At 70.5% G+C, this 3,001-nt stretch carries 1 protein-coding gene and 1 pseudogene; both read right to left on the bottom strand.

Features of this window, described 5'->3' with window-relative positions; translation table 11 throughout:
• Positions 1-334 (bottom strand): annotated as a pseudogene (locus tag DW299_RS05100) (hypothetical protein); the annotation flags it as partial.
• A 45-nt stretch (positions 335-379) separates the two neighbouring features.
• The gene (locus tag DW299_RS05095) at positions 380-2,848 is read right to left on the bottom strand and encodes an ATP-dependent helicase (RefSeq protein ID WP_136035931.1); all 2,469 of its coding nucleotides are present in this window, start codon (positions 2,846-2,848) and stop codon (positions 380-382) included.
• Positions 2,849-3,001: the final 153 nt, after the last annotated feature.

Here is a 3,001-nt window from a genome sequence, read left to right as displayed (position 1 = left end):
TGGCGGGAGAGGTGACGGTGGGGGCGCTGGGGTCCGGCTCGGCAGCGGGGGGCGCGACCTCGGGGCCGGCCTCGGCGCCGACGCCGCGGAACGCCTGCACGGAGATGCCCACGGTCGGCGTCGCGGCGGCCTCGGGCGCAGGATCCGTACCCTCGGTCGCCGGCGCTCCGGTCGCGGAGGCGGTTCCCTCGGGCGCGCTCGCCTCGGACGCGGTTCCCTCGGGCGCGGTCGTCTCGAGTGCGGTCGTCTCAGGAGACTCGACCGGGGTGGACTCGACCTCGGGGGAAGCGACAGCGTCGTCGCCGGACTTCTTGCGGCGGGAGAAGAGGGCCATATGAGCCAGCCTAACCGTCTGCGTGTTCCGGCCCCGCGAGCGGCGCTACAGCTTCTCGATCGGCGCGACCTTGATGAGCAGCTTCTTCTGCCCCGCCGTGTCGAACCGCACGTGGGCGATCCGCTTCGCCCCCTCGCCCGTGACCGCGTCCACGCGGCCCTCGCCGAAGTCGACGTGCCGGATGCGGTCGCCCGCCGCGAGCTCCAGGTCGCCGTTGTCGCGCATCTTGGCCGTCACCCGGTTGGGGATCTTGTCCATCGCGGTCGACAGGGGCTTGAGCGACTCCCGCGGCAGCGGCTTGACGCCGAACCGGTCGCCGGAGCCCGAACCGCCGAAGCCACCAGAGCGCCGCGCGTTGAGGGCCCTCGACTGCATGCCGCCGCGCGAGTTCACGTCGCCGGGCGACTGCCGCCAATCGATCAGCGCCGCGGGGATCTCCTGCAGGAACCGGCTCGGCATCGCCACCGACACCTCGCCGAACTGAGCCCGCGTCATCGCGAGCGACAGGTGCAGGCGCTTGCGGGCGCGGGTGATGCCGACGTAGAACAGTCGACGCTCCTCCTGCGGCCCCCCGGGCTCCCCCGCAGAGATGCGGTGCGGGATGAGGTCTTCCTCCACACCCGTCACGAACACCGCGTCGTACTCCAGGCCCTTGGCGGTGTGCATCGTCATGAGCGACACCGACCCCGACTCGTCGTCGAGGTCGTCGGCGTCGGACACCAGGGCGACCTCGGTGAGGAAGTCGGTGATCGTGCCCTCGGGGTTGTTGCGCGCGAAGTCGCGGGTCACGGCGACGAACTCGTCGAGGTTCTCCACGCGCGCCTCGTCCTGCGGGTCGCGGCTGGCGCGCAGCGCGTCGAGGTAGCCGCTCTTGGACAGCAGCAGGCTCAGACCGTCGGCCACCGACGTGGGCGGCGGCACCTCGCCCGTGGCGGGCAGCATGATCGCGGTCGCCTCCGCGAGCACGGCGTCGAGCTGCGCGATCGCGGCCTGGATCTTGGGCCCGACACCGAGCTGACCGGGCATCGACAGCGCCTCCCGGAACGTGATGCCGTGCTCGTCGGCGAACCGGGCGATCGCGGTCTCGGTCACATCGCCGATGCCGCGCCGCGGCTTGTTGAGGATGCGGCGCACCGCCATCTCATCGGCTGGGTTCGCGACGGCGACCAGGTAGGCCAGCGCGTCCTTGATCTCGGCGCGCTCGTAGAACTTGGTGCCGCCCATGATCTTGTAGGGCACGGCCGAGCGGATGAAGATCTCCTCCAGCGCGCGCGACTGCGAGTTCGTGCGATAGAACACGGCCATCTCGGAGTACGGCATGCCGGCGCGGTGCAGCGCCTCGACCTCGTCGGCGACGAACTGCGCCTCGTCGTGCTGCGAGTAGCCGGTGAACCCGATGATCTTGTCGCCGTCGCCCCGGTCGCTCCAGAGCTTCTTGTCCTTGCGGTCGAAGTTGTTGCCGATCACGGCGTTCGCCGCGGAGAGGATGTTCTGCGTGGAGCGGTAGTTCTGCTCCAGCAACACGACCTTCGCGCCGGGGAAGTCGCGCTCGAACTCGCTGATGTTGCGGATGTCGGCGCCGCGGAACGCGTAGATCGACTGGTCGGAGTCGCCGACCACCGTGAGCGAGGCTCCCGGTTCGCCCGCGCCCGCGGAGGGCACGGGGTCGGGCTCGAAGATCATCATGCCGTTCGAGGCATACGGATCGGGCGCCGATCCGACACCCGACACCGGACGCGTGAGCTCGTGGATGAGCGCGTACTGGGCGTGGTTGGTGTCCTGGTACTCGTCGACCAGGATGTGCCGGAACCGCCGCCGATACGTGTCCGCGACCTGCGGGAACGCCCGGAACAGGTACACGGTCTGCCCGATCAGGTCGTCGAAGTCGAACGCGTTCGCGCGCTGCAGCTGCCGCTGGTAGTCGGCGAACACCTCGACGAACACGCGCTCCGCCGGATCGGTCATGTTCGCCTGGCGCGCGTAGGACTCGGCGTCGGACAGCTCGTTCTTGAGCTTGGAGATGCGCCCCTGCACCGAGGCGGGGGTGAGGCCGTACGCGTCGGCCTCGTGCTCCTTCACCAGGCGCTTGATGAGCGCGCGCGAGTCGCCGGAGTCGTAGATCGTGAAGTTCTTCGTGAAGCCGAACTGCTGCGCCTCGCGGCGGAGGATGCGCACGCAGGCCGAGTGGAAGGTGGAGATCCACATGCCCCGCGCGGCGTCGCCGATGATGCCCTCGACACGCTCGCGCATCTCGCCGGCGGCCTTGTTCGTGAAGGTGATGGCGAGGATCTGGCTCGGCCACGCCTCGCGGTTGCGGAGCAGCGAGGCGATGCGGCGCGTGAGCACGCTGGTCTTGCCCGACCCCGCCCCCGCGACGATCAGGAGTGCGGGGCCGCGGTAGGTGACGGCCTCGAGCTGCTGCGGGTTCAGGCCGGCGAGGAGGTCGTCCTGTGCGGGGGCGCCGGAGGACTGGGGGCCGACGGATCCGGGGACGATGAGAGGGGCTTCGGTCATGACCTTACGAGTCTAGGCGGCGGCACCGACATCGCGGTCGCGGGAGTCGTGCGCACGCCGAGAGGGGCGCGCGAGCCTCGCCCGCGCGCCCCTCCGCCCGATCAGTGCGCGCGACGGCGGCGTCCGACCGCCACCGCACCGGACGTGAGCAGC

This window comes from Microbacterium sp. K35 (assembly GCF_004794375.1).
GTDB lineage: Bacteria > Actinomycetota > Actinomycetes > Actinomycetales > Microbacteriaceae > Microbacterium > Microbacterium sufflavum.
Note: the sequence above shows the minus strand (reverse complement) of the source record. Positions and strands in the feature narration are given on the sequence as shown.